The following is a 23191-nucleotide window of genomic DNA, read 5'->3' on the forward strand; positions in this document are numbered from 1 at the left end:
TTATTTCTCCTCACTTTCAGACCCGTAGCATTTTGCATCAATCAATTGTTGGATGATGGGTAAATAATCGATACGCGGATAATAGCTCGTGGGAATTTCATATGCCTCTTCTTCGATGATCGAAAAGGGTATCGATTTACGATCGCCATTCTCCATTGCTTGCCAGGCCTTTTGTAAAACTTCATATGGCACAATAAAATATCGTTCATAAGCAGAAAAGCGAACGATAATAAAAGCCACACCATTTTGTTCCGTCACTTGCTGCATATGTGTCATTTGATGCTCATGAATATTTTTTAAGGGGAAACTCGTTTTGGAAGCTGTTTCCTTTGCATCAAAATCTATATAATGCCCATTCCAAACACCATTGTAGTCGGTTGTAGAGGGTGTTCGAAAATAAGCTTCACGAATGACAGCAGCACTTCGTGAAGGGTACTCTACTTTGACGATTTGCACAGGAACAGGTTTCTTATGAATGATAGCAAGTCGCCTTTTTATATAATAGTCGTTTGCTTCATTAATTTCATCTTCTAGCGTCTTCCCACGATTACTAAAAGATAAATCTTTGTTTTTGCTCTTTTTTTCTGTTTTCTGTACAGAAGCATTTGGGGTATACAATTTCCCGTTTGGATAACGAATTGTCATTAAGCTCACCCTTTACCTTACTGCTTTTCTATCCACTAGTTTACCATGTTTTAATAGCGGTTCTCTACCTCCATCAGTCATGAAATTGTTACTAGAATAGTAGAAAACAGATGGTAAGTATAAATAATTTGCGTCGAAAAATCGCCAGCTTCATTATTACTCAAATCGTCAAAATAACTGATAAATTTAAGTAGGTCATTGGGATGAAAATATACTCACACAGTGACCTTTCATTCATGACGATTTTTTTGGTGGGAGGTTCGCTCTTAAAATTTTATCGAAAATCTTCTTCTTTCAGCTAACTTACGCTTATTTTGTCACGTATGAAGGTAATTCTATACATACGAGGAATACTAAAGTAAAGCAAAGGAGGCGTTATTTTGAACAAGTTAGAACAATTAGTTGCGCAGTTAGATCTGGTCAATCAATTACTTTTCACGAGAGTGTCACTGGAAAACAATGCTCATCGTTTGCATTTTTTTATGCAGCTCAAAGCGGTTAGCCAGAAAGTAAGCTTAGCAGAAAAGAACTGGCAAGTAAAGAATGCTTGTTCGCCTATTAGTAGTGAAAAATGATAGACTTTGGTACACTTATCTCATAGCAATTGAAGTAACGCAATAGCATGAAGAATGATACAATATTTGCCATAATGCTGTGGTAAATTGGTGTCATCAGCAGTGATATTTCCATAGCTGAAGTGGTGGACAAGACATACTCACCATGTATATGCCATCACTACGAAATATATTTGCTATTTGTAATTGATGAGAGATGAGGTGCAAAATTGTTAGTTATCCAGCAAACATCCAAATTAATAGATGAATGTGATCAATGCGTTTCCCGGTTTTGGCAAATGCGTGAGGAAGATCGAACACCTGATTTTTTTCAAGAGGTAAAGCCACATGCAGATGAAATCCATCAACTTTTGAAGGAATGGCAGCAAGAAGCCAATACATGGATTCAAAAAAATCGACCGAAATACATGCATACGCAACAAATTGCTTCAGCCGTAGAGTCGATGGAGCAATTTGTTGTGCAATCTTTTTATAAAGAAACGAGTAAAAAACGTTTTTTAGATGCGATTCATTCTACTTCCTATACATTGAAAATATTTGAACGATTAGTAAAGGAGGCAGTAACGGATGCTATCGAAGAAACGAACGATTAGTGAGCTTTTACAAGAGTGGAGATATGATGAAGAACTGAAAGAGCGTATCCTGCACTGGCAAACATTAGAAGGTCGCCCGGCTAACTATGCACCTTTTCCGAGGAATTTACATCCGTCATTAGTGAAAGCCTTACAGGCACGTGGTATTGAGCAGCTTTATACACATCAGCGAGAGGCTTTTGATTTGGCGCAGAGTGGTACGTCTTTTACTGCGGTGACGCCAACTGCTTCCGGTAAATCCTACTGCTATCATCTACCAGTGCTACAAAAAATAATGGAAGATAAAAATGCACGTGCCATTTATTTATTTCCAACAAAGGCACTGGCACAGGACCAGAAAAATGATTTGAATGAACTAATCGAGCAAAGTGGTGAGGAGATTTTAAGCTATACCTATGATGGAGATACAGCTCCAGGTATTCGCCAAAAGGTTCGTAAGGCGGGGCATATCGTGATGACGAATCCAGATATGCTTCATTCGGGGATTTTGCCGCATCATACAAAATGGGTTTCACTCTTTGAAAATCTACAATATATCGTGATTGATGAATTGCATACATACAAAGGTGTGTTTGGTTCCCATGTGGCGCATGTTATTCGGAGATTAAAAAGAATTTGTGACTTTTATGGTAGTAAACCTGTGTTTATTTGTACATCAGCTACCATTAAAAACCCTAAAGAGCTTGCTGAGCTGTTAACGAATGAATCACATATGCTCATTGCTGATTCGGGTGCTCCAGTTGGTAAGAAAACCTTTCTTTTTTACAATCCGCCGATTATTCATAAAACATTTGGCGTGCGTAGAAGTGCAGTATTAGAGGTTAGTGATTTAGCTAAAAGGCTGTACACGGCCGGCATTCAATCCATTATTTTTGCCAAAAGTCGGGTACGAGTAGAAATGATTGTAACCTATTTAAAGGAACTGACACGTAATAAGCTACTCGATGAATCTGTACGTGGCTATCGCGGTGGGTATCTACCATCTGAGCGACGTGTCATCGAAAAAGGCTTGCGTGATGGGACGATTCAAACAGTAGTTAGCACCAATGCATTAGAATTAGGTGTCGATATCGGTCAATTACAAGCATGTATTATGACCGGTTATCCAGGAAATATTGCGAGTGCTTGGCAGCAAGCAGGACGTGCAGGGAGACGTCAGGATGAGGCATTGATTATTTATGTTGCGCAATCTTCGGCATTGGACCAGTATGTGGTCAATCATCCACTATTTTTACTAGGCAGTACACCAGAGGAAGCACGTATTTATCCAGAAAATATGTTGATTTTAATGGATCATTTGAAATGTGCCGCCTTCGAGCTACCTTTCTCAACAGGCGATACGTATGGAGAATATGACATACAGGAATTGTTGGAGTATTTAGCAGAGGAAGGGGTAGTATTTAAGACAAGTGATAAATGGCATTGGATGAGTGATCGTTTCCCGGCACATGATATTAGCTTACGTTCAGCGTCACAGGAAAATGTAGTCATTATTGATCTTACCATTCCTGCACAGACAAAGGTTATTGGTGAAATGGATCGTCATAGTGCCATGACACTCTTACATGAAGAAGCCATTTACTTGCACCAAGGTATTCAATTCCAAGTAGAGAAGCTTGACTGGGAGGAAAAGAAAGCCTACGTACGTGAAGTAGATGTTGATTACTATACAGATGCCAATCTAGCCGTTGAAATGAAAGTTTTAGAGGAAGATCGTAACCGTTCATATGCGGGCGGTACGATTTGCTTTGGCGATGTTGGCTTAGTTGCACAAGCAACGATTTTCAAGAAAATCCGCTTCGGCACACATGACAATATTGGCTCAGGACCTATACATTTACCACCAGATGAAATGCATACAAGTGCTTCGTGGCTATCGTTTACAGCACCAGATAAATGGACTGAGGAAGAGCTAACAGATGCTATGACTGGAGTAGCCTATGCGATGAACGCCTTCATTCCTTTATTTATCCAATGTGATAGTAGTGATGTAGCCGTTGTACCGCAGGTGAAGGCTACACATAATGAGCAGCCAACGTTTTTTGTCTATGATAAGTATCCTGGTGGCATCGGCTTAAGTGAAAAGGTATATGAACTCTGGGAAGAACTAATCATGAAAACATATGAGCATGTCGCAAATTGTGCATGTGAATCAGGCTGTCCTTCCTGTATTGGGGCACAAGAATCATTGCTTCAAACAAAAGGGAAGGTAGCTAAATTACTGCAACAATTAATGGCTTAGCAAACAGAGGGTGAAGAACGCGAATTGGTTCTTCCACCCTCTTATTTGTATTCATGGTAAGTCGAGGCGAAGAATATTTTGAATGAGGTTAACAATCATGTTACTCTTGCAAAAGAGATGTCTTATACTATAAGCAGAAAATGAGTGAAATTCATGTCTTACGAAAATAAAATATTACAAATGAAAAAAATGCTTGGAAAAAAACCAGTGACTGCTAAACAAAAAGTTGAAGAACCAGCGTTCCAAAAACCTGCTAGGCCGAGCTATACAGAGCAATGGAAACAGGCGGGATTAACGGTTGTTGAAAATGATTTTGGCATCGTCTTTAAGCGTCAAGTAAGCTATCCGTTTAGCTATCAGCATGGTTATTATCAGCTAAAAACATTCTTTGAAGCCCTGAAAAAATGGCAAGATGCTGAGTTTGATCATCCTTATGCGCTCGATATGGAAGAGTCCGTCTTATTTTTTGATACGGAAACAACAGGTTTAAAGGGCGTTGGGACCCATATTTTTTTGCTTGGATTTTTAGAGGTAGCTGAAGAATCCTTCATCCTCACACAATATATTATGGCAGATCCAGCACATGAAGCAGCCTTCTTGTTTGAATCCAAGCTTTGGCAAAAGTCGGCTACCGTGATTACCTATAATGGGAAAAGCTTTGATTGGCCACAGCTTGAAACACGATGGACATTGCATCAAAAAACTTTACCCAAATTACGCTCGCAGCGGCAGATCGATTTGTTGCATAGTTCGAAGCGTTTATGGAAAAATGATATGGAGCGCTTAAAATTAAAATCTGTCGAGGAAGAAAAGCTTGGTTTTTCGCGTAAAGGGGATATCCCAGGCCATCTCGCACCTATTATTTATTTGGATGCTGTAAAAAGTGGCGTACCTGATGCACTTATGAAGGTATTGCATCATAATGAGTGGGATTTACTATCACTAATCACACTGTATAGTCATTCTACGTATTTATTGTTTGAGCAGGACCAGGAAGAATCGGCAAAAACTTTCACCAACATCGGGAAATGGTATGGTGATTTAAGAGAAAGCACACAAAGTGTGAGGGTTTTAGAAAAAGTGACATCGAAATTTGATGCACTAGAAGCGGGCCATGCTCAATATTATTTAGCAATACAGCACAAAAAGAATAAACGCTACAGTGAAGCTATTGACTCATTCGTGGCCTCTCTTCATTTTGTTGAAGCAAGAACAAAGTTACATGCCCTTGAGCAGCTAGCCATACTTTATGAGCACCAAATGAAGGATTATGAGCAGGCCCTTTATTATACGCAAGAAGGCATACGTCTCATTCAAGATCATGAGCAATGGAGAGCAGAACAAAAACAAAAATGGGAAATTTCTTGGGAAAAGAGACTACGCAGATTAGGAAATAAGAAATAAATTCCTAGGTAAGCGCATGAAACGACAAGTTTAGCCTTACAATTAGTGTTTTCAGACGATATAATGTGATGAAGTATGCTATTATAATGTATATGTGTATGTAGTGTGAGGAAGGGCGATGTGAATGGACATTAAATTAACGTCAAAAATGATCCTTGAAAAGGAATTTAAAAAGAACTTTAAAGGCTACAATGTAGAAGAAGTAGATTCTTTTCTTGATGAAATTATTCAAGACTATGAAACGTTTGAAAAAGTGGTGGCCCAACTACGTGAAGAAAATAGACAATTAAAAGAAGAAATTGAAAGCACACCTAAGAGACAACCTGTTGCTTCAGCGGCAGCTGGTACAACGAATTTTGATATTTTAAAACGTCTTTCTAATTTAGAAAAACATGTATTTGGTAGCAAGCTGTACGAATAATTTTAGTCAATTATATTGTATTTAACATAAAACTCTAGTATAATCTTTCGTATCATCACGAAATTCTGGTAATCGCTGCGGCGCTAGACGTCGTAGAGGAAAGTCCATGCTCGCACGGTTCTGAGATGACCGTAGTGTTCGTGCTTACTGAAAAAATAAGGTAAGGCAGCTATTAAGGCTGACGGCGGAAGGAAAACCTAAGTCCTTTGGATATGGTTGACACTTCCTGAAAGTGCCACAGTGACGAAGCTTGCTTGGAAACTTGCAAGGTGGAACGAGGTAAACCCCACGAGTGAGAAACCCAAATTATGGTAGGGGCACTCTCTAGAAGGAATTGAACGGATAGAGGGACAGAGTTTGCTCTGTAGATAGATGATTACCACCCGATCGTACGAGGCGCAAGCTGTTTGAGTACTCGGGAACAAAACATGGCTTATGGAATTTTTTGATGCTTATCTACGAAATAACAAGCGCTCTCCAACTCGGTGGAGAGCTTTTATTTTGAATTCATGAGGAAAAAGTAACCTTGTTAATCAAGTCTTGGTATGCGCTATACGTTTGAGAAGTATCGCTACCGCTTCTAAGTCACAACATCTGAAAACGGTTATCGCATCAATGTGATGTATTGATCTTGACTGCTCACATATTTTGTAATGTAAGCAAATGCGCCAGGTATCCAGGACAAACAGTTCTTTAAATGATTTATCATTTTAGATGATGTAGTGCTACCTGTTCATCAAGAGATTGCCTTAGGCGATTGTCACAGATTTACGTGAGACGCTTTTCGAGCTAGTTCGAAAAATCTGGACGCATTCATTGCGCGAAAGAGAAGCGTCAGTGACAATTACGCCGAGCGTAATAGATTACATAGTGGTTGGCCTGACGAAATGCCCTTCTGAGGGGGAGTATAGAGAGATAGGATGGAGCGGAAACATGAACGGAGTAAACAATTGGGAAAGTACGGATAAACTGAAACTGATATCTAAATATCCGACTACCTTAATACTTAAAATCTTCGAAAATGTATCTGAAGGTATCATGATTACTGATGAATACAAAAAAATAGTAATGGTTAATCCTGCCTTTGAATTTGTGACAGGCTATACATGTGATGATGTGGTTGGCAAAACGCCAGCCGTTTTACAATCTGGTGTACATGAATTGCCGTTCTATTTAGAGATGTGGGAGCAGATACGACAAGAAGGCATTTGGCAAGGTGAGATATGGAATCGTCGTAAAACTGGAGACGTATATCCTGAATGGTTAACAATTGTTTGTGTAACCAACGATGAGGGTGAGGTTACAAATTACTGTGGTATTTTCACAGATTTGTCTGAAAGAAAAATAGTAGAAAATGAATTAGAAAAGCGTTTGCTCACGGATTCATTAACAGATGTATCCAATCGTTTTGCCTATATCGAAAGAATGGATAATCTTTTGGAATCGACTTCTGCTATTTCTCATTCAGTGCAGCATGCGATCTATTTCTTAGATTTGGATCGATTTAAGCAAATTAATGATACATTAGGCCATGCTGTTGGAGATTCAATTTTAATAGAAGTAGCAAATCGACTAAAAAAATTACTGAAAAATAAAGATATTATTGCAAGATATGGCGGAGATGAATTCGTCATTACATTAACCAATGTGAAAAATGTGAAAGAGGCTGCAAAATTCGCTGAACAAATTATTAGTAGTATTGAACAGCCAATGATGATAAATGATCAGGAAGTTTTTATTTCTACAAGTATTGGTATTAGCGTTTATCCAGTTGATAGTAAGAACACAGAAGAACTAATCAATTGTGCAGATAGAGCAATGACGTATTCAAAAAAGAATGAATTGAACGGCTATTCCTTTTATTTTGATGAGCTGCAAACAGACGCACAACGAGTGCTATTGCTAGATTCTGAGTTAAGAAGAGCAATAGAAAACCGTGAATTTGAACTATATTTTCAGCCAAAGATTGCTATGGAAAATGAGCAGATTCAAGGTTTAGAAGCACTAGTCCGCTGGAATAGCGAGAGGCTAGGCTTTGTGTCGCCTGCGGAGTTTATCACTTATGCGGAGGATACAGGTCTAATCATTCCATTAAGTGAGCTTATTATCGAAAAAGCATGTGAGGCAGTCATTCAAATGCAACAATATGGTTGGAAAACACCTGTCGCCATTAATATCTCGAGCATTCACTTTAAACAGCAGAATTTTTTGGAGTCGATACAAACAATATTAGAGCGCTATAATATGCCAGCTAACAATTTTGAAATAGAAGTGACAGAGCGAACGGTGATGAATAGTGCCAATGAGACTGTCAGTAAATTGGTTCGTTTAAAACAATTAGGCTTTAAAATCTCAATCGATGATTTTGGGACAGGCTATTCGTCCTTAAGCTATTTAGTTCGCTTCCCATTAGATTGTTTAAAAATTGATCGTAGCTTTATTCAGCATATTGGATCACTCGATGAAAAACAGGCAGTTGTAGATGCTATTATTCAAATGTCCCATCGCCTAAAAATGAAAGTTGTTGCTGAAGGTGTAGAACAAGCACAACAAGTGGATATACTACGTAAAATGAACTGTGATATTATCCAAGGCTATTATTACAGCAAACCACTCCCGTTAAACGAATTGATGGAGTTTATGGAGTATTGGGAAATTGAGCATCAAGGAAGGAAATAATTTATGGCAAACTATCAATTAGTAGCTACGTCAGCAATGGGCTTAGAAGCTATTGTGGCACAAGAAGTAAAAGCACTTGGCTATGAAACAACCGTTGACAATGGCAAAGTATATTTTGAAGGTGATGAAACGGCGATTGCTCGTACCAATTTATGGCTACGTGTAGCGGATCGTGTAAAGATTGTCGTTGGGCAATTCCCAGCAAAATCGTTTGAACAATTATTTGAAAGTGTGAAGGCACTCCCTTGGGAGAAGTATTTACCAGTGGACGCTGCTTTTCCTGTTTCAGGAAAGTCCGTAAAATCGAAACTATTTAGTGTACCTGATTGTCAAGCCATTACCAAAAAGGCAATCGTTGAGCGAATGAAACAGCATTATAAACGACTTGGCTTTTTAGATGAATCTGGAGCGACTTACAAAATTGAGGTTTCAATTTTAAAGGATATGGCGACACTAACGATTGATACATCTGGTGCTGGCCTACATAAGCGTGGCTATCGTCAGGCACAAGGTGAGGCACCATTAAAAGAAACATTAGCTGCTGCACTTGTACAAATTTCAAAATGGAATCCAAATCGTCCGTTTGTTGACCCATTCTGTGGCTCTGGTACTATTACATTGGAAGCGGCGATGTTTGGACAAAACATAGCTCCTGGCTATAACCGTGAATTCATTTCTGAGGACTGGCCATGGATGAAAGCTGCAATCTGGGATATGGTTCGTGATGAAGCAGAGAGTTTAGCGAACTATGATCAGCCATTAGAAATAATTGGCTCCGATATTGATCACCGCATGGTCAGCATTGCACAAGAAAACGCAACGGAAGCAGGCTTTGGAGAGTTAATCACGTTTAAGCAAATGCAAGCACGTGATTTTACAACACAGTTAACGGATGGCGTCATGATTGGAAACCCGCCGTACGGAGAACGTATTGGTGATGTGGAAGTCGTGGAACAGGTGATCCGTGATGTTGGGAAGGTCATGAAAAACTATCCAACTTGGTCTGTATATATGCTATCCTCCATGAAGAATTTTGAAGAATTATATGGACGCCAAGCGACGAAAAAGCGTAAATTATTTAATGGTTTTATTGAAACAAATTATTATCAGTTCTGGGGTCAAAAGTCTAAAAGAGATTAACGAATAGTAACGGAAGATAAGATTTTTTCTTATCTTCCGTTTCGTCGCGTATAATAGCATCAGATAGTTAGAGGGGGAACACTAATTGCGTAAATCTTTACCATTTGCATTATCAAAGGACCGTTCATTTTTCGATTCATTAGGTGACTGGATGGGCGATGTTCTTTATGATGAATTACCAGAAAAGGGCTTTGAATGCCGTGATGAGCAAATCTTTATGGCTTATCAAATAGAACAAGCACTAAAAGAAAAGAATGTTCTTTTTGCAGAGGCAGGAGTGGGAACTGGCAAAACGATCGCTTATTTGCTTCCAGCCATTTCCTATGCACGCTACACAGGGAAACCTGCGTTGATTGCTTGTGCAGATGAAACATTAATCGACCAACTTGTAAAAGAGGGGGGCGATATTTATAAACTCCAAAAAACGTTAGGACTTGATATTGATGTTCGTCTAGCAAAATCGAGAGATCAGTATTTATGCTTAAAACGCTTTGAGGAAGCAGAAAAAGTGGAGTCGGATGAATGGATTGACGATATTGCCTTTTCTATCCCTGATGGTGTTTATGCACAGGGTTCGATGATTGCTGTTCATCCATATGGGGAACGCAGTGATTATCCAACTGTCAGTGATGAGGATTGGCAAAAGGTTAATTACAATTCGATTATGCAATGCTCGGTTTGTGATCTTCGTAATCGCTGTGGGCAAACATTGCATCGCTCTCATTATCGAAAATCAACTGATCTTGTTATTTGTTCACAAGATTTTCTAATGGAGCATTTGGCTACAAAGGAATCTCGTGAGCGTGAAGGTCAGCTAGCATTACTGCCTGAGGTATCAATGATGGTGCTGGATGAAGGACATTTATTGGAGTATGCTGCGCAAAAAGCGATGACCTATAAAGTACAGGCAACGACCATTGTGCAATTACTGGAGCGCTTGATGGTAGATGGTGTACGCGAGCGCACACTGTATGCAATGGAGAAATTACAGGATGATCATGAACTATTTTTTGATCAACTTCGTGATGATATCGTCGCTTCTAATGAAGATCGCAAACGCATAAACAAATCAAAAACATTGCTCGCTTACGGGAAGCAGTTAATAGATGATGTAGAAACATTGATGGAGGAATTCGTTTTTGAATCAGAAATGTACATGATTCCTGAATATGAGCTAAATATGGCGGAAGAATATTTAGAACAATATGAGGCTTCATTGCGTATTTTCATCGCACAGGGAGATGCAGTAGATTGGTTAGAGGAAACAGATGGTGAAGAAACGCTCGTCATTATGCCTCGTTTAATCACAGAAGTTTTAGCAGAAAAATTATTCTCTAAAAAGCTTCCAATCGTCTTTTCTTCTGCCACGTTATCGGTCAATAAAGACTTTTCTTATATTGCCTATAGTTTAGGAATTCGAGATTACCAATCATTTTCTGTACCATCCCCATTCGACTATGAAGAGGTTATGAAAATCTATTTACATGAGCTTACACAGCGAGACAAAACAGCGCGTGTTCAGCAGTTGCTGCGTGATGGCGAGCAAACGTTAATTTTATTTAAATCGAAGCAAGCCATGCTAAACTTCAAGGCGGAATTACCGCTAATGGAACGTATGTATGTAGCATTTGAGGGAGATCGAGAGCTATCAGCCATTGTTCGAGACTTCCAGCAAGGAACAGTTAAAACATTATGTTCATATCATTTATGGGAAGGGTTAGATTTGCCTGAGGAAGCATTAACGCGTGTGATTATTTATGATTTACCGTTTCCTCCACAGGACCCATTATTTGATGCGAAACGTACATTTGCCGAAAACCCATTTGAAGAGGTGGAGCTACCTTTCATGCAATTACGCTTGCAGCAAGGGATGGGGCGTTTAATTCGGACATCGAATGACCATGGTGATATTCACATATTATTAAATGAAGATGAACAAAAACAGCGTGCAGCCTTTGAAAATATAGTAGCAGTTGTTCCAGAAATCATGTAGAAAAAAGCGAGTTTACCCAAAAGGTAAGCTCGTTTTTTGCTATTTTAAAATAACATTATGTGCGTAGTTAAATTATGGTTCTTTAAAAAACTGTTGAATATTTCTCTTTTAAGCTATATAGTTCTTTGTAATGCAACGAAATCTTGTGGAAGAATATATTTTTTGTATTGAAAATAATTTCACAAAAGGTTTATAATAATGACAAAGATTTTTAAGAATAGTCAATTTGCTTGCTGACTATTCCTTGATAGGGGGCTTGAACCTGTCGAACATTCAATCATTGTGTAGAAAATATACAAATCTATCGGCAACGGATATTGACAAGTTAATAGAAATAGAGGCTACGCTAACGTATTATGCTGAGTTGACTGATTGTTACATGTTCATAGATTGCTTGTTGGAGAATTTACCGCATGCAATTGTTGTGGCAGAGGCATTCCCAAAGAAAGAGATTGGTTTATACGAAAAATCAGTTATCGGAAAATTCGTATTTGAAAGTTTTGAACCAGCCGTATTTGCTGCGTTTAAACATAAAGAAAAATCATCCATTTCCAGAGCAATTACGCAGGAAGGCATTACGGTGGAGCAAAATGTCATTCCCATTTTTAATGAGCAGCAGCAAGTAATTGCTGTATTGATTCAGGAAAAAATGGTGAAGATGCAAACGACACCGAAGGATGATTTTCAGAATATGCCTTTTGCATTAATTGAGCATATTGTTGAACCAAATTCTCAACCGATTCCAGTTGTTTCTGATTTACTCGTAGAGTCGATTATTCTCACAAATCACGAAAATAAAGTGATTTATAGTAATCCTGCTGGCTATCATTTTATTTCAGAGCTATCTGGATTAGAAAATTTTGACAATGTAGCATTGGATAAAATCTTACCTTTTTTACAGGAGGTCTATGATAAAGGCGACGATGTCTTTTTCCTTGAAATTACGATTGATCGTAAATCCTTTATTGTGAAGAAAATTCCAATTCGCAGTCATAACGAGAAAGTCACACTACTCATTATTCATGATCTAACAGAGCTTAAGCTGAAAGAAAATGAGCTAATGATGAAAACATTTGCGATAAGAGAAATTCACCACCGCGTGAAAAACAATCTTCAGACAGTGACAAGTCTATTACGTTTGCAAATGCGCAATGAGCTGTCTGCTTCGAATGCAAGTGCTTTTCAAGAGGCATTAAATCGAATCTATAGTATTTCATCGGTTTATGAGCTGATTTTAGAAAATGAAGATAACGCTGAAGAAAGAGTAGACGTTATCGCTTTAGCTAAAAAAATTGGTCATAAAATGATTGATACGTCTAATACAGCAACTATTCAACTAGCCTTTCATCATGAAAATTTGCGGGTATTCTGCCATTCAAAAAAGGCAGTCTCTTTAGCACTCATTATTTGCGAGCTACTGCAAAATGCATTAAAGTATGCGTTTATCGGACGTGATGAAGGAATCATCGATATTCAATTCATTCAGGAAGATTCTACAATTTCGCTTCATATTTCTGACAACGGCGTTGGAATGCAAGAGGTGAAGGCATCTTTTGGTATGGAGATTATCACAAGGCTTGTAGAATATGATTTAGCTGGCTCATTTTCAATTATCCCTAGTAATGAAGGTACACATACTCAGATTCAGTTCCCTGTAAGTGAGGAGGTATTTATCGTAAATGACTAGGAAAGTTATGATTGTCGAAGATGAATCACTGATTGCGATTGATTTGAAGTTTATGTTAGAAGATAACGGCTACGAAGTTGTAGCTCAAGCGAACAATGGAGAAACTGCCATTGAATTAGCCTTTTTACATAAACCACAGTTAATCTTAATGGATATTAAAATGCCTAAACTTGACGGTTTAAAGGCAAGTAAAATTATTGAACAACAGCTTGGTATACCTGTTCTTTTCATCTCGGCATATAGTGAAAAAGAATTGTTGCTATACATGAAGCAGGATAATATATTAGGATATGTAATGAAACCGTTTTCTGAAAAAAATGTTTTGCCTGTGCTAGAGGTTGCTTTTCATCAAATTGATAAATTCAACCGTCTCAATGGGGAGATCTTGCATAAGCAAACACAATTAGATAAGCGAAAAGTCATTGAACGAGCGAAGGGCTTGCTGATGCAGGCTGAAAATATAAGCGAGGACGAGGCTTACCGTAAGATTCGCAATGAAAGTATGCAAACACAACAGGAAATGGTGCAGATTGCACAGCAAATTATTAACAACTTACAAGTCAATAGTTGAAGCAAAGGCGCTTTAAAGAGATTTCTTCTTTAAAGTGCCTTTTTTTATATAAATTTATAAATAAAAAAGGGGTGATGAGTAAGATGGCAATGATAGGAACGATTATCGTTTATATTATTATGATTTGTGCTGTTTTAGGGGCAATCGGAGCTATCCGAGATGCTGAGTATGGAATTGGGAAAGAATTTATGAATGGGATTCATACGGTTGGTCATATTTTTGTTCCAGCAGCAGGGATCATGGCAGCTATACCTTACTTAACATGGTTTATTAGTCATTTTATTAGTCCGATTTTTGAGTTAATTGGTGCAGATCCTGCGATCGCAGCGACGACGATTTTAGCCTCGGACATGGGTGGTTACCAATTAGCCAATGCGTTAAAGGAGTCTTATGAGGGATGGGTAATGGCTCTTGTTGTTGGTTTTATGTCAGGTGCTACTATCGTATTCTCGATTCCAATGGGTCTTGCGATGTTGGATAAGCGTGATCATAAATATATGGCGCTAGGAATTATGGCTGGCGTATTAACAATCCCGATTGGTGCATTTATTTCTTCCATCATGATTGTGCTATTCAACACAGAAGTACGTGAAGTCATTAGTACAACAGAGGCGCCTACATATGTATTTGCCATTTCTGTTTTACAAATATTAATTAACTTACTACCTTTATTCATTTTCGTTATCTTAATCGCACTAGGCTTAAAGCTGATTCCAAACGGCATGATTACTGGCTTCATGGTCTTCGGTCGTGTAATGGATGCGGGAATTAAACTGGTGTTAGTGTTCTCTATTGTTGAAATTTTTACAGGTATTTTTACAAAGATTTTTGGTGCGTGGGGCTTCGATCCAATCATGGCTGATGAAATCGACCAGTTCCGAGCATTAGAAACAGCCGGCTATATCGGGATTATGCTAGCGGGTGCCTTCCCAATGGTGTATCTAATTCGAAAGTATGCTTCCAAGCCACTTGAAGCAGCTGGTAAAAAATTAGGCTTATCCTCTGTAGGAAGTGCTGGGATTTTAGCAACGATTGCGAATATTTTAGCGATGTTTACACTCATTCGCCATATGCCACCAAAAGACAAAGTGATTAACATTGCATTTGGTGTATGTTCGGCCTTCTTATTAGGTGATCACTTATCATTCACGGCTAACTTCCAGCCAACTATTATTTTACCTGTTATTGCAGGGAAGTTTTTAGCGGGTGTTATTGCGATTATTTTAGCCTATAAGCTTTCAGTACCAACTGCATTAAGGTTGGAAATTGAAGATCGCAAGGCTGGCATTATCAAAGAAGGCGAGTATTTAACAGATCAAAAATCTTAATTGATTAAAAAGTGAGGTGATGACGTGTGAGTGAAGAGAAAAAACGATTTATTCAGGAGTTTGTGCCGGGTAAACAGCTAACATTGAGTCACCTTATTGCCAATCCTGATCCAGAAATGTTTCAAAAGCTAGGTATCCAAGAAGCAGGTGCACTTGGCATTATGACTTGTACACCAAGTGAAACGGTAATTATTGCAGGGGACTTAGCAACAAAGGCTGCCAATGTCAAACTTGGGTTTTTAGATCGTTTTACAGGTAGTCTCGTTATTGTTGGTAGTGTGTCAGAGGTAGAAATGGCGATGTTGGAAATCAATCGTTTTTTATCCGAGGTATTAGGCTATACACCATCAAAAATAACAAAATCTTAGGATGTGTCATATGAAAAATCGAGTAATGATAATAGGCGGTGTGCAAGCAGGAAAGTCAACATTGATGAATACATTGTTGGGCAAAGAAAGCAGTGCCAACAAAACACAAGCACTCGTTTATGATGACTGGATTGTTGATACACCAGGTGAATATGTTGAAAATCCAATGTATTACAGAAATATTATGGCAACATCTTTGGAAGTAACCCATGTGATTTACTTGCAGGATGCCACATCAGCAAGGAGTGTATTCCCTCCGCAATTCAGCTTAGGGATTCCCAAAATACAAATAGGTGTGATTACCAAGATTGATGCCCTTGATGCAGATGTAGAAAGGGCTACCACCTTATTAAAAAATGTTATGACGCAGGGCCCTATCGTGCAAACCTCTTCCTGGCAAAAGCTTGGCATTGAATTGATTGAACCATTGATTCAACTCAAGACAAATGAAGAAATTCGACAATTTGTTAAGGAAAGCGATAGTCCGTATCTCATGTATTGCTCACAGTAGCGAGAGGGAGGTGTAGGGTGAAAACAGAAAAAATATTTAGTGCAGGCATTGATATTGGGACAAGTACCACAAAAATGGTTGTCAGTAGTTTTCTGTTAAAGAATGTGGCTGGCATAACACATGTGCCAAGGATTGAAATTATTGAGAAAACGGTGTTGCATCAAAGTCCAATTATTAGAACACCTTTTATCAATAAAGACATCATTGATATGAAAAAGATAGAGGAATTTATTTCTCAACAGTATCAATTGGCACAAATTGCTCCATCTGATATTGCAACAGGGGCCATCATCATTACAGGTGAATCAGCCACGAAGGAAAATGCAAGTGAGGTTGTCCATACCATTGCTGATGGCGCAGGTCATTTTTTAGTTGCTACCGCAGGTCCTGATTTAGAGGGCATCATTGCTGCCAAAGGGGCAGGTACTTTACAGCAATCAAAGAATACATCCAAAGTCATCGCCAATATCGACATTGGTGGAGGGACAGCGAATATTGCTGTTATGCAATTTGGAGAGATCATTGGTACATGTACCTTACATGTTGGTGGTAGATTGATTGAGTTTAAGGATGGCAAGATTCAATCAATTTCTCCGCCACTCATGCGATTGATGGAACGATGGGCTAATCCGTTAGCGGTCGGTGATGCGGCCGAAGATATTCGAGTGACACATTGTATTGAAGAAATGGTGCAAACACTTGCCATGATTCTTCATGGGCAATGCAGAGATGAAAAGCATCCATTATTACTAGGGCATTTACCAAACTGGCATAAACCAGTGGATGCCATCGTTTTTACGGGTGGTGTGGCCTCTTGTATTTATGAAAATGAGTGTACACAGCGTCAATATGATGATATTGGTGAAAAATTAGCGAAAATGCTACAACAGCATGAACAGCTACAATCATTTTTATGGTTACAACCAGAGGAAACAGCACGTGCAACAGTGACGGGTGCTGGTACACAAACCACTGAAATCAGTGGGGCAACCATTCAGGTGGATGCACAAGTGTTGCCACTAAAAAATGTACCTGTCTTCAATTGTCATATAGATCCTTTAACAGACTTTAACTCGACAGTGAAGACAGCAGTAGAGAGAGCAAATGATTTATTTTCTATAGAGGACAATCGTTCGCCATTTGCACTTTATTTTAGTGAATTGCCGTATTTAAGCTTTCAGGATGTACATGCATTGTGTCAGGCCATTTTGCTACATTTGGCAACAAGATGCTCTAAGGACATACCAATTATCATAGTCATTCAATCAGATTATGCAAAGATTATTGGACAGACCATACAAGCCATAAATGCGACAGTACCAATTATTTGCATCGATCAAATTAAAGTGGAAACGGGCGATTACATCGACATTGGAGAGGTTCTGCCATCTGGCGTTGTTCCTGTTGTGGTAAAGACCCTTGCCTTCCATTCAAAGTAAGGAGGATGAATGTGAACTTATCGGTGATATTTGGTGGAGAAAAATATAATTTTAAATCATTAAAAGATGTTATGGCTAAGGCCAATGAAGAAAAATCAGGCGATCAGCTAGCAGGTATTGCCGCTGAGACGGTTCAACAACGAATCGCAGCAAAGGCAGTATTAAGTGAGCTTTTAGTTAAAGATATCCGCGAAAACCCATTAGTGCCACAAGAAAATGATGAGGTTTCACGCATTATTGAGGGCGATATTAATGAGCAAATATATGGAGAAATCAAAAACTGGAGCATCGAGCAGCTACGTGAATACATTTTATCAAATGACACGGGTGATCGTGAATTAAAGCGTTTAAGTAAAGGGATGAATTCCGAGATTATTGCTGCTGTTACAAAACTAATGTCCAATTTAGATCTTGTGCACGCAGCCAATAAAGTTGAAATACTTTCAACGTGTAATATTACGATTGGTCAAAAAGGGACGCTGTCATCTCGTCTACAGCCAAATCATCCGACAGATAATATTGATGGCATCATCGCCTCTCTAAAAGAAGGACTGTCCTATGGTATTGGGGATGCTGTTATCGGCATTAATCCTGTAGATGATTCAGTTGAAAGTGTCAAAAAAGTGCTTACGGCTACAAAGGAATTCATCAATGATTGGTCTATTCCTACGCAAAACTGTGTATTGGCTCATATTACAACACAGATGAAGGCAATTAAACAAGGCGCCCCAGCAGATATGATTTTCCAAAGTATCGCAGGGACAGAAATTGCTAACCGTTCGTTCGGTATATCTGCTGATTTAATAAGAGAAGCAGAGGAGCTCATTAAAAAACAAGGAACAGGTACTGGCCCAAATTTATTCTACTTTGAAACAGGTCAAGGCTCAGAACTATCGGCAGAGGCACATATGGGCATTGACCAAGTAACACTGGAATCGCGCAATTATGGATTTGCTAGACATTTTAATCCTTATATTGTGAACACAGTAGTTGGTTTTATTGGCCCAGAGTATTTATACAACAATAAACAAGTAATTCGAGCAGGTCTTGAAGATCATTTCATGGGCAAAATGCATGGTATTCCTATGGGGGTAGATATTTGCTATACCAACCATATTAAGGCAGACCAAAATGATGTGGAAGATTTAAGTGTACTGCTGACAGCAGCTGGCGTTAACTTTATTATTGCTGCGCCAATGGGCGATGATGTGATGCTCAACTATCAATCGATGAGCTTCCATGATGTGGCTACATTACTCCAAACATTTGGTAAAAAACCAGCACCAGAGTATTTAGCATGGTTAGAGAAAATGGGCATTTATGAAAATGGTCGACTTTCAGCAAGAGCTGGCGATTTATCCATTTTTGAAAGGTAGGTGAGTCAAGTGAATGATCAATTAGTTTCAATGATTACACAGCTTGTCATGGAGAAGATGGAGAAAAGTACTGGTAGTCAAGCACCTGAAATAGCTACTGCTTCAACAGAACAACCACTTATTAAATTTTATGATACAGTGGAAAATCGTTCTTCAGGAACAACAGAAGCTACAGCAACATCACAGGAGCCATTAATTCAGCTGTATCAGCATGGAGCTCCCCAGGAAGTAACAACGTTTGCTTCTACTACTTTCAACCAACCAGTAAATGACGCTGTGCCCATCAAGCCCTTTCAGTTTGAGGAAGAATCGTTAACTGAAAGTGTACAGGCTGCTAAGAAACATACACCTGCTCGTATTGGTGTAGGGAGAGCAGGGACAAGACCGAAAACGAAAACCTGGTTAAAATTCCGACTCGATCATGCTGCTGCGGTAGATGCTGTGTATGGTGAAGTGTCAGAAGATCTTTTACAAAAGCTTGATGTCTTTCAGGTCACAACGAAAGTCACAGATAAAGAGGAATACATTACAAGACCTGACTTAGGGCGTCGTTTATCAGAAGAATCAAAGGCATTGATTCAGCAAAAATGTAAACCACAGCCAAAGGTACAGATTATTATCTCGAATGGCTTGAGTGCAAGTGCAATTGAAGAGAATGTTCAAGATGTTTACTTAGCCCTTCAGCAAAGCCTTAGCAATTTAAATATTGACATCGGTACTACGTTCTATATCGATAAAGGGCGTGTTGCTTTAATGGATGAGATTGGTGAGCTGCTACAGGCAGAGGTTATTGTTTACCTAATTGGTGAGCGTCCAGGGCTCGTATCGGCAGAATCAATGAGTGCATATTTATGCTACAAGCCAAGAATTGGGACAGTGGAAGCGGAACGCATGGTAATTTCAAATATCCATAAGGGTGGTATCCCACCATTAGAAGCGGGCGCTTATCTTGGCACAGTCGTAGAAAAAATCCTGCATTATCAGGCAAGTGGCGTAGATCTTGTCGCAAAAGAAGGTTAGGAGGCTGAAATATGTATCCTCAAAAAATTATGGCGCAAATCTTGGCGATGCAAACCATTCCAAGAGTCAACAGTGAACTAGCAGAGCAGTTAGATTTAAAGCCACATCATCATAGCATTGGGCTTGTCACACTGACAATCGACGATGTTGGCTACGTAGCCTTAGACGAGGCGACGAAAAAGGCAGATGTCGATGTTGTCTATGCAAAAAGCTTTTATGCGGGAGCGGCACATGCATCTGGTCCATTGTCAGGTGAAGTGATTGGCATTATTGCTGGAAGCTCACCTGATGAAATTCGTAGTGGTCTTGATGCCATTCAACAAAAAATTGAATTTGATACGTATTTTGAAGCCATTAATAATAATGACAATCATGCCTTGTTTGCCCATACCGTGGCAAGCTGTGGGACGTATCTTGCTGAGCTTGCAGATGTAAAGGTTGGTACCCCACTTGCTTATTTAATCGCACCGCCGCTTGAGGCAGTTGTTGGATTAGATGCAGCATTAAAGGCTGCAGATGTTGAGCTAAAGGTTTTCTTTGGTCCTCCATCTGAAACCAATTTTGGGGGCGGCTTATTAACTGGCAGTCAATCTTCATGCGAGGCTGCGGCACATGCATTCAGAGAAGCTATTGAAAATATAGCTAGAAACCCAGTGATCTAGAAGGGAGGCGGCTTTATGGCCACATTAGACAAAGACTTATTAGCGATTCAGGAAATGAGAGATGCCGTTAAACATGCTAATACAGCACAGGCTGCCTATATGCAATTTTCTCAGCAACAAGTAGACAACATTGTAAAGGCTGTCGCGGATGCTGCCTTTAAGGAAGCAGATCGTTTAGCAAAAATGGCTGTGCAAGAAACAGGAATGGGTATTCCTAACCATAAAAAGATGAAAAATGAAGTAGCTTCACGAGATGTCTATGAAGATATTAAAGAATTAAAAACAGTTGGTATTGTGGGCTATGATCGGATGAAAAAAGTAGCCGAAATTGCAAGTCCTTTCGGTGTCATTGCTGGTATCGTACCAACAACAAATCCAACCTCTACAGCGATCTTTAAGACACTTATTTCTTTAAAAACGAGAAATGGGTTAGTGCTTAGTCCACACCCATATGCAGTGAAATGTACAAAAGAGGCTTTAGATATTTGTCGAGTAGCTGCTGAAAAAGCAGGTGCGCCAGAAGGATTACTACAATGTTTAACAATGTCCTCCATGGAGGCAACACAGCAGCTAATGAAGCACCCAAACATTCATTTAATTTTAGCTACGGGTGGTGGTGCATTGGTAAAGGCTGCCTATAGCTCTGGCAAACCTGCCTATGGGGTTGGGCCAGGAAATGTACCAGCTTACATTGAAAAATCGGCTAATATTCAAAAATCTGTACGTCAATTGGTGCAAAGTAAATCATTCGATAATGGCACAATCTGTGCAACAGAGCAAGCCATTATTGTGGATAAGGTGATTGCAGAGCAAGTGCAAACAGAATTAAAGAAAAATGGTGCCTATCTATTAAATGCCGAAGAAAAAGCTAAAATGGAAAAATTGATCTCGCCAGTTCCTGGGAAAGTAAATCCCCAGATTGTCGGTAAATCAGCTACTTGCCTAGCTGATTCTGTTGGTATTACAGTACCAGACGATACAAAAGTTCTTGTGGGCTTAGAAACAATGATTGGTAAAAATATTCCGTTTTCTCTTGAAAAACTATCACCAATCTTTGCGCTTTATATTGTGGAAAACAGTACAGAAGCCAAGCAGGTGATGATTGACCTGCTAAATATTGGAGGACGCGGACATACATGCTCAATTCACACTGAAAATGCAGCATTAGCAGAGCAATTTTCTGTCGAATTACCAGTATCACGGATTGTGGTTAATACATTATCCTCAATTGGTGCAGTAGGTGGCACAACGGGCTTAGCGCCATCCTTTACATTAGGCTGTGGGACATTTGGCGGCAATATTACGTCAGACAACATTACAGCAAGACATTTATTAAATATCAAACGTATGGCGTATGGCATTAAAGATGTCGAAGTGCCAAAACCAGAATTCGAAGTACAGTCCGTTGTTGAGTCGGTAGTTTCACAAGAGCCTGCTCTAGATACAACAATGGTTCAACAAATTGTCGATCAAGTATTAAAACAAATCACATTACAAAACAAATAAATTATTTGGAGGAATGACAAATGAGTACAGCATTAGGAATGGTAGAAACAAAAGGTTTAGTAGGAGCAATTGAAGCAGCAGACGCAATGGTAAAGGCAGCAAGCGTTAATCTAGTAGGAAAAGTTCATGTTGGTGGCGGGATCGTAACAGTTCTTGTACGTGGTGATGTAGGTGCAGTAAAAGCAGCAACAGATGCAGGGGCAGCAGCAGCACAACGTGTAGGAGAGCTATTATCTGTCCATGTAATTCCACGTCCACACCACGAATTAGAAATGATTCTACCAAAAGCAGAAGCATAATTTCATATTCTTTGGATAGAAAATTCCCAACGCTATAGATGGAAAAATAACTACCATTTATAGAGGAGAGCTGGATCTAACTTTAGAACAGCTCTCAACTTGTTCTGATAATACAATCCATAAAATAAAGAGGTGGCTAACATGACAACAGCAATAAAAACTTTTCCAGTGGCCATTTCGGCTCGTCATATCCATCTAAGTGAAGCGGATTTACAAGCACTTTTTGGCCCAAATGCGACTCTAACGAAAGATTTTGACTTATCACAGCCAGGGCAATTTGCTGCAAAAGAGCGCGTCTCTATTGAGGGACCTAAAGGCGTTATTCATAATGTCCGTGTCCTTGGACCTGTAAGACCAGCAACCCAAGTAGAGGTAAGCCGCACTGATGCCATGAAGCTAGGAGTGACACCACCTTTACGCCAATCAGGTGATATAGACAATTCTGCGGGCATTAAAATACTTTCTCAAGACAAAGAAATAGAGATCCAGCAGGGAGTCATCATTGCGCAAGCGCATATTCATATGACTGAGGAAGATGCCAAAGCATTGGAAGTACGCAATAATGAAATAGTTTCAGTGGAAGTTGTAAGTGATCGACCTGTCACTTTCCGAGGTGTCGTTGTACGTGTTTCCAATGATTTTAGTCTGGAAATGCACATTGATACAGATGAAGCAAATGCTGGTTTTATCGAACAGCAGGCACAGGGTAAATTAATAAAAGTATCATCGTAA

Annotated in this window: 21 protein-coding genes and 1 other RNA gene; 21 read left to right on the forward strand and 1 reads right to left on the reverse strand. The window is 39.2% G+C overall.

The genetic code is table 11. The annotated features are described in order from the left end of the window. A complete protein-coding gene (gene recU, locus MKZ14_RS07440; protein WP_036077562.1) occupies positions 1-645 on the reverse strand; it encodes a Holliday junction resolvase RecU in 645 nt (214 codons plus the stop codon). 380 nt (positions 646-1025) lie between these two features. On the opposite strand from recU, the gene MKZ14_RS07445 reads away from it, so the two are divergent. From MKZ14_RS07445 to MKZ14_RS07545, 21 genes are all read left to right on the forward strand, one after another. Further along, a complete protein-coding gene (locus tag MKZ14_RS07445; protein ID WP_036077560.1) occupies positions 1026-1220 on the forward strand; it encodes a hypothetical protein in 195 nt (64 codons plus the stop codon). A gap of 209 nt (positions 1221-1429) precedes the next feature. Next, positions 1430-1813 carry a YppE family protein gene (locus MKZ14_RS07450; protein WP_036077559.1) on the forward strand — a complete coding sequence of 128 codons (384 nt, stop codon included), beginning with the start codon at positions 1430-1432 and terminating at the stop codon, positions 1811-1813. Beyond that, the gene (locus MKZ14_RS07455; RefSeq protein WP_258860633.1) at positions 1788-4055 is read left to right on the forward strand and encodes a DEAD/DEAH box helicase; all 2268 of its coding nucleotides are present in this window, start codon (positions 1788-1790) and stop codon (positions 4053-4055) included. The genes MKZ14_RS07450 and MKZ14_RS07455 overlap by 26 nt, the downstream gene beginning before the upstream one ends. A gap of 153 nt (positions 4056-4208) precedes the next feature. Continuing rightward, the gene (locus MKZ14_RS07460; RefSeq protein WP_339280768.1) at positions 4209-5459 is read left to right on the forward strand and encodes a ribonuclease H-like domain-containing protein; all 1251 of its coding nucleotides are present in this window, start codon (positions 4209-4211) and stop codon (positions 5457-5459) included. A gap of 124 nt (positions 5460-5583) precedes the next feature. Then, on the forward strand, positions 5584-5880 hold the full coding sequence (gene gpsB, locus MKZ14_RS07465; protein WP_004269307.1) for a cell division regulator GpsB: 297 nt from the start codon (positions 5584-5586) through the stop codon (positions 5878-5880). A gap of 60 nt (positions 5881-5940) precedes the next feature. Then, positions 5941-6321: RNase P RNA component class B (gene rnpB, locus MKZ14_RS07470), an RNA gene on the forward strand. 492 nt (positions 6322-6813) lie between these two features. Continuing rightward, complete coding sequence (locus MKZ14_RS07475; RefSeq protein WP_036077551.1) at positions 6814-8559, forward strand: GGDEF domain-containing phosphodiesterase; 1746 nt, start codon at positions 6814-6816, stop codon at positions 8557-8559. 3 nt (positions 8560-8562) lie between these two features. Further along, positions 8563-9699 carry a class I SAM-dependent RNA methyltransferase gene (locus MKZ14_RS07480; protein ID WP_339280769.1) on the forward strand — a complete coding sequence of 379 codons (1137 nt, stop codon included), beginning with the start codon at positions 8563-8565 and terminating at the stop codon, positions 9697-9699. 85 nt (positions 9700-9784) lie between these two features. After that, complete coding sequence (locus MKZ14_RS07485) at positions 9785-11692, forward strand: ATP-dependent DNA helicase (protein ID WP_339280770.1); 1908 nt, start codon at positions 9785-9787, stop codon at positions 11690-11692. Positions 11693-11948: 256 nt separating this feature from the next. After that, positions 11949-13379, forward strand: a complete 1431-nt coding sequence (locus MKZ14_RS07490) for a sensor histidine kinase (RefSeq protein ID WP_258860630.1) — start codon at positions 11949-11951, stop codon at positions 13377-13379. Further along, positions 13372-13950, forward strand: a complete 579-nt coding sequence (locus tag MKZ14_RS07495) for a response regulator (RefSeq protein WP_036077542.1) — start codon at positions 13372-13374, stop codon at positions 13948-13950. Before MKZ14_RS07490 ends, MKZ14_RS07495 begins: the two co-directional genes overlap by 8 nt. A gap of 83 nt (positions 13951-14033) precedes the next feature. After that, positions 14034-15278, forward strand: a complete 1245-nt coding sequence (gene eutH, locus MKZ14_RS07500) for an ethanolamine utilization protein EutH (protein ID WP_036077540.1) — start codon at positions 14034-14036, stop codon at positions 15276-15278. 26 nt (positions 15279-15304) lie between these two features. After that, on the forward strand, positions 15305-15646 hold the full coding sequence (locus MKZ14_RS07505) for a BMC domain-containing protein (RefSeq protein WP_004269314.1): 342 nt from the start codon (positions 15305-15307) through the stop codon (positions 15644-15646). 10 nt (positions 15647-15656) lie between these two features. Further along, positions 15657-16157 carry a EutP/PduV family microcompartment system protein gene (locus MKZ14_RS07510; RefSeq protein WP_016991937.1) on the forward strand — a complete coding sequence of 167 codons (501 nt, stop codon included), beginning with the start codon at positions 15657-15659 and terminating at the stop codon, positions 16155-16157. A 17-nt stretch (positions 16158-16174) separates the two neighbouring features. Then, positions 16175-17596: an ethanolamine ammonia-lyase reactivating factor EutA gene (locus MKZ14_RS07515; RefSeq protein ID WP_339280771.1), complete on the forward strand. Its 1422-nt coding sequence runs from the start codon at positions 16175-16177 to the stop codon at positions 17594-17596. Between the two features lie 5 nt (positions 17597-17601). Then, a complete protein-coding gene (locus tag MKZ14_RS07520; protein ID WP_008176446.1) occupies positions 17602-18972 on the forward strand; it encodes an ethanolamine ammonia-lyase subunit EutB in 1371 nt (456 codons plus the stop codon). A gap of 9 nt (positions 18973-18981) precedes the next feature. After that, a complete protein-coding gene (eutC, locus tag MKZ14_RS07525; protein ID WP_339280772.1) occupies positions 18982-19992 on the forward strand; it encodes an ethanolamine ammonia-lyase subunit EutC in 1011 nt (336 codons plus the stop codon). A gap of 11 nt (positions 19993-20003) precedes the next feature. Continuing rightward, on the forward strand, positions 20004-20654 hold the full coding sequence (gene eutL / locus MKZ14_RS07530) for an ethanolamine utilization microcompartment protein EutL (protein WP_036077522.1): 651 nt from the start codon (positions 20004-20006) through the stop codon (positions 20652-20654). Between the two features lie 15 nt (positions 20655-20669). Continuing rightward, on the forward strand, positions 20670-22160 hold the full coding sequence (locus MKZ14_RS07535; protein ID WP_052125369.1) for an aldehyde dehydrogenase family protein: 1491 nt from the start codon (positions 20670-20672) through the stop codon (positions 22158-22160). A gap of 20 nt (positions 22161-22180) precedes the next feature. Beyond that, entirely contained in the window at positions 22181-22459 is a 279-nt protein-coding gene (locus MKZ14_RS07540) for a BMC domain-containing protein (RefSeq protein WP_004269321.1), read from the forward strand. Between the two features lie 141 nt (positions 22460-22600). Then, positions 22601-23191 carry a phosphate propanoyltransferase gene (locus MKZ14_RS07545; RefSeq protein WP_016991932.1) on the forward strand — a complete coding sequence of 197 codons (591 nt, stop codon included), beginning with the start codon at positions 22601-22603 and terminating at the stop codon, positions 23189-23191.

It is taken from the genome of Lysinibacillus sp. FSL P2-0066, assembly GCF_037969495.1.
GTDB lineage: Bacteria > Bacillota > Bacilli > Bacillales_A > Planococcaceae > Lysinibacillus > Lysinibacillus boronitolerans.

What these genes read in the sequence shown, in the direction of transcription:
- MKZ14_RS07510 (WP_016991937.1), top strand. Translation starts at nt 15,657, where the DNA reads ATGAAAAATCGAGTAATGATAATAGGCGGTGTGCAAGCAGGAAAGTCA.
- MKZ14_RS07520 (WP_008176446.1), top strand. Translation starts at nt 17,602, where the DNA reads ATGAATGTGAACTTATCGGTGATATTTGGTGGAGAAAAATATAATTTT.
- recU (WP_036077562.1), bottom strand. Translation starts at nt 645, where the DNA reads ATGACAATTCGTTATCCAAACGGGAAATTGTATACCCCAAATGCTTCT.
- MKZ14_RS07460 (WP_339280768.1), top strand. Translation starts at nt 4,209, where the DNA reads ATGTCTTACGAAAATAAAATATTACAAATGAAAAAAATGCTTGGAAAA.
- MKZ14_RS07545 (WP_016991932.1), top strand. Translation starts at nt 22,601, where the DNA reads ATGACAACAGCAATAAAAACTTTTCCAGTGGCCATTTCGGCTCGTCAT.
- eutL (WP_036077522.1), top strand. Translation starts at nt 20,004, where the DNA reads ATGTATCCTCAAAAAATTATGGCGCAAATCTTGGCGATGCAAACCATT.
- MKZ14_RS07535 (WP_052125369.1), top strand. Translation starts at nt 20,670, where the DNA reads ATGGCCACATTAGACAAAGACTTATTAGCGATTCAGGAAATGAGAGAT.
- MKZ14_RS07475 (WP_036077551.1), top strand. Translation starts at nt 6,814, where the DNA reads ATGAACGGAGTAAACAATTGGGAAAGTACGGATAAACTGAAACTGATA.
- eutH (WP_036077540.1), top strand. Translation starts at nt 14,034, where the DNA reads ATGGCAATGATAGGAACGATTATCGTTTATATTATTATGATTTGTGCT.
- MKZ14_RS07480 (WP_339280769.1), top strand. Translation starts at nt 8,563, where the DNA reads ATGGCAAACTATCAATTAGTAGCTACGTCAGCAATGGGCTTAGAAGCT.
- MKZ14_RS07540 (WP_004269321.1), top strand. Translation starts at nt 22,181, where the DNA reads ATGAGTACAGCATTAGGAATGGTAGAAACAAAAGGTTTAGTAGGAGCA.
- MKZ14_RS07455 (WP_258860633.1), top strand. Translation starts at nt 1,788, where the DNA reads ATGCTATCGAAGAAACGAACGATTAGTGAGCTTTTACAAGAGTGGAGA.
- gpsB (WP_004269307.1), top strand. Translation starts at nt 5,584, where the DNA reads ATGGACATTAAATTAACGTCAAAAATGATCCTTGAAAAGGAATTTAAA.
- MKZ14_RS07495 (WP_036077542.1), top strand. Translation starts at nt 13,372, where the DNA reads ATGACTAGGAAAGTTATGATTGTCGAAGATGAATCACTGATTGCGATT.